The sequence below is a fragment of the Anaerobiospirillum sp. NML120448 genome, from assembly GCF_023050945.1.
GTDB lineage: Bacteria > Pseudomonadota > Gammaproteobacteria > Enterobacterales > Succinivibrionaceae > Anaerobiospirillum.
On record NZ_JALKIM010000126.1, the window covers coordinates 1 to 3655 of the forward strand.

The window sequence follows — 3655 nt, forward strand, 5'->3', positions numbered from 1 at the left end:
TTGAGCACGATAAGGCCTATCGTTGCCATTATTATTTTTAATGAGCTTAACAATTGTTTTATATTTTTTAGTTTGTTGAACCTGTTGTAACTCATTATTAAGCTTATGGACTAAGATATTGCCGCATTTGCGAGCAAGATCTGAAAGCAAGCAGATCTTGTCAGTCAAAGCAGAACCGTTTTTAATTTCCACGCATAAAGTATGCATTAAAGGAGATTTATCCTCCGCTAATACATCAGGATTATGCTTTTTGCTGCTAGTGGCCATTAGTTTTCTGCTCCTGGATATATTGAATTACAGTATCTGCACTTATAGTGCCTACGGTAGAAATAAAATATCCCCTTGACCATAATACACCACATCTGGCATAAAATTTCTTTAAATGAGGAAATTCTTTAAATAAAGCAATAGCACTTAAACTTTTTAGGGTTCTAACAATTTCACACGGAGCGACAGTTTGAGGACAATCTATAAAAAGATGAATATGATCAGGCATAACTTCTAGAGCTTTAATGCTATACCTATACCTATACCTGACACATATATTTTGCAAAATTTCTTTGAGTTTGGTCTCTATATCACCTGTTAAAACTGAAAATCTAAACTTAGGACACCAAATAATATGATACTGAATCAAGTATTTAGCATGGGAAGCACTATGATATTTACTACTCATATTGTTCTCCTAACTAATACTTTTCACAAACACCAAATTTCGCAATAACGAACTTATAGATATCATATAACTTTAAACAAGTATATGAAACCACTATGAATTTAAAATAAATTTGCAACCCCATGGCGCTATACCACTAGGCAAGCCTAGTGGCTTGGCGCCTAACTTTTTGTCACAACAGAAGACCAAGTTGGTCAAATTACCTTTGATAATGATGAGAACAGGGATGACTTATTAGAGCCAGAGGATCTTAAGCTTAAGGTGGTTAAGGTCGAAGAAATTGATGAAATTTCTGGCCCTGCGGTAGGCCCTATACCTGGCATTGAGTATAGCCAATATAGCTTTGAGCTCGGTGAGTACGACATGATGCTGCTTTACACTGATGGTGTCAGTGAGGCGCAAAATGAACAAGGTGGCTTCTTTGGTGTGGAGCGTATCTTAGAAATTAGCAATAAGTCAGCCAAGCTAACTCCTCAAGGCCTAATTAAGGCTCTCAATGATGAGGTCAGTGATTACCGTGGTTACTATGCTCAAAGCGATGATATTACCATGGTAGCTTGCTCTCGCTTTGGATCTCACCACAAACAGCGCTAACAGGTGCTTAAGCTTTGGCCTTAGCATTGCCCATGGCATTGCCCATGGCATTGCCAAGGGCATGGGCATGGGCCTGAGCATTGGCATAGGCCTGGGCCTGGGCTGTAGCCTGAGCCCATAGCTTTTTCTTGAGCGTAAGCTCATGCACTACAGAGCTGTAAGGTACATTATAGGGCCTAGTAAGTGGCCCTTTATCATTTGCCTTAAGCACTTTATCTCTCTGAGTGCCAGCTAATAGGTTGATACTGTAAGTGTAAGGATAAGGGAGAGTAGGAGCTGACGAGGTGGGGTGTAGTTGGTTTAAATTTTTTTTGTGATGGACTTAACAAAGTTTTAGAAACACCTAAGATTGGGCCTTAATAATTGATGGGGCTATGATTTTAGTCATAAGTAAACACAAGCTGACAATGCCACAATAGCTGGGCGTTAGAGTTTAGAACAGTGAGTTTGCTTATGGATATTTCATTAATCGCCACACTGATCGCATGCGGAATTATTACCAATATGATGTCAGCCATTTTTGGTATTGGTGGCGGCGTGCTCATGGTTCCTATTTTTTTAACCTTATTCCCTGAATTTCCTATCCAAATGGTAGCAGCTACTTCTTTGTCTATAGTAATTGCTACTGCCTGTATTAACTTAGTTAATTTTATTAGACTGCACATCCCTCTTAGCTATAAGAGCTTATGCTTATGGTCTTTAGGTATGATTGTCGGCGTACAGCTGGGCTTTGAGTTGTCCTTTTTTGTACCACGTGATTTTATTGTCGGCTTTTTTGTGCTGACTATGATTGTTTTGTCCATCAAGACTTTTTTAAAACGCAATGCTGATAAAGAGTGCTCACTGCCTACTACTAAAGAAAGCTTAAAAGGTGCATCCTTTTGCACTATAGGTGGTGCTATTGCTGGTTTTACAGGTATTGGTGGTGGCTCCATCATGGCCCCACTTATCAATCAATTAAATTTCGTAGCCAAAAAACAAGTGCCTATCTATACCAACTATATGATGGTCATAGGTGGTTTGGGCAGTATGTATGGCTACATTACTAAGCCTATCGATTTTGAGGCTAGTGGTATGCTGCAATTGGGCTATATCAATCTATCAGTAGTGTTGATAGTAGTATCAGCCTCTTTTGTTACTTCTTTCTTTTCCATAAAAATCTCTAATTTACTTTCACCTAGAATAGCTAATGTGCTGCTCGGCCTCATTCTACTGTTAATTGGCTTATATACCTTTGTCTTAGAGATTTGGTAAGTTCAGTTTCAAACAACCTCGAAACGAGCATGAGACGACTGGATAGTATGGGCAATGTCTTCATACGTTAAACTCTAGTGGTCTCATGCTATTTTCTATGTGCTCACAATAAAATATCTTAGCTCATAGGCTTTCAATGCTCTCGTCATTTTGACTATAATTCATAGCTAAGTTTGAATGTTTGTTTATTCATGTAAAGGCACTGTAGTTAGTATCAGCAAAGATAGGTATTATCCATAGCTGTTAGTATGAAAGTGCTAAGCTCTTGCATTAAAGGATTGTTTATTATGTCAGTAGATAATAGTACCCTTGATCAATTAAAGGCTTGCCAAATAAGCCAAATGGAGCATTTGCCTAAGGGTAGTTATCTTTACCGACAAGGAGAAACAGCTTGTTCTTTTTACTATATTAAGTCAGGATTAATCGGCCTTTATCATATGGTGGATAATGGTAAGGAGAGCTTAATTCGTCTGTACGATAATGATCAATTCTTTGGCTATCGTACCTGGTTCTCTCCAGGTCAAACTTACCATTGTTCAGCCAAAGTCTTATTGCCTGCAACCTTAGTTAAAATTACTCCAGATTCGCAAGGCTTTTTAGTTAGCAATCCTGATTTAACCTTACGCTTGCTTACTGATATTTCTGATGAGCTGGCCAATGCTGAGAGCCGTTTAGCCCATATCTCTTATGATAAGAGCCTCAAGCGTGTCTATGATGCGCTCAACTTCTTATACAACACTTATCCTGACTACCCGTGGTCTTATCGTGAAGTAGCCGAGTTTGCAGGCTGCGAAACTGAAACTGCCATCCGCATCGCCCGTGAGCTCAAAAAAGAAGGCAAACTACCTCACAACCGTGAATAAACCAAGCTAAGCTCGCCCGCTCTTAACATAAGGGCAAGGCTCACCTTTAACCTAACAGCAAGGCTCTCCTACCTGTCCAAGCCTTGCTGCCCCACCTAACTCACCTAAATAGTCTAACAAGCTTAGGCATGCCATGCCTCGCTAGTACTAGATTTCAAAAGTTCGTCACCCCCCCTATTATGAGTAATATGGGGGAGACAAAATAAAATTGTTGGTGCAGCAAATAGCTTTTAACAAAGGTAAAGTCAATCTAACTTTTAGCATACTA

6 protein-coding genes are annotated in these 3655 nt (G+C 39.3%); 3 read left to right on the forward strand and 3 right to left on the reverse strand.

Annotation, left to right across the window (positions count from 1 at the left end; all coding sequences use genetic code 11):
- The coding region (locus MXE38_RS11890; RefSeq protein WP_246915351.1) for a hypothetical protein at positions 1–267 on the reverse strand (267 nt) is incomplete at its 3' end.
- Positions 257–676, reverse strand: a complete 420-nt coding sequence (tnpA, locus tag MXE38_RS11895; RefSeq protein ID WP_246915353.1) for an IS200/IS605 family transposase — start codon at positions 674–676, stop codon at positions 257–259. The genes MXE38_RS11890 and tnpA, both read right to left, overlap by 11 nt.
- A 261-nt stretch (positions 677–937) precedes the next feature.
- Between tnpA and MXE38_RS11900 the strand changes: the two genes are divergently transcribed.
- Positions 938–1270: a PP2C family protein-serine/threonine phosphatase gene (locus tag MXE38_RS11900; RefSeq protein ID WP_246915355.1), complete on the forward strand. Its 333-nt coding sequence runs from the start codon at positions 938–940 to the stop codon at positions 1268–1270.
- A 7-nt stretch (positions 1271–1277) separates the two neighbouring features.
- Here MXE38_RS11900 and MXE38_RS11905 read toward each other — a convergent pair whose 3' ends face one another.
- A complete protein-coding gene (locus MXE38_RS11905) occupies positions 1278–1418 on the reverse strand; it encodes a hypothetical protein (RefSeq protein ID WP_246915357.1) in 141 nt (46 codons plus the stop codon).
- Positions 1419–1723: 305 nt separating this feature from the next.
- On the opposite strand from MXE38_RS11905, the gene MXE38_RS11910 reads away from it, so the two are divergent.
- Both MXE38_RS11910 and MXE38_RS11915 read left to right on the forward strand, forming a co-directional pair.
- Positions 1724–2524, forward strand: coding sequence for a sulfite exporter TauE/SafE family protein (locus MXE38_RS11910; protein WP_246915359.1), 801 nt, complete (start codon positions 1724–1726; stop codon positions 2522–2524).
- Positions 2525–2811: 287 nt separating this feature from the next.
- A complete protein-coding gene (locus MXE38_RS11915; RefSeq protein ID WP_246915361.1) occupies positions 2812–3387 on the forward strand; it encodes a Crp/Fnr family transcriptional regulator in 576 nt (191 codons plus the stop codon).
- Positions 3388–3655 lie beyond the last annotated feature (268 nt).

What these genes read in the sequence shown, in the direction of transcription:
- tnpA (WP_246915353.1), bottom strand. Translation starts at nt 676, where the DNA reads ATGAGTAGTAAATATCATAGTGCTTCCCATGCTAAATACTTGATTCAG.
- MXE38_RS11910 (WP_246915359.1), top strand. Translation starts at nt 1,724, where the DNA reads ATGGATATTTCATTAATCGCCACACTGATCGCATGCGGAATTATTACC.
- MXE38_RS11915 (WP_246915361.1), top strand. Translation starts at nt 2,812, where the DNA reads ATGTCAGTAGATAATAGTACCCTTGATCAATTAAAGGCTTGCCAAATA.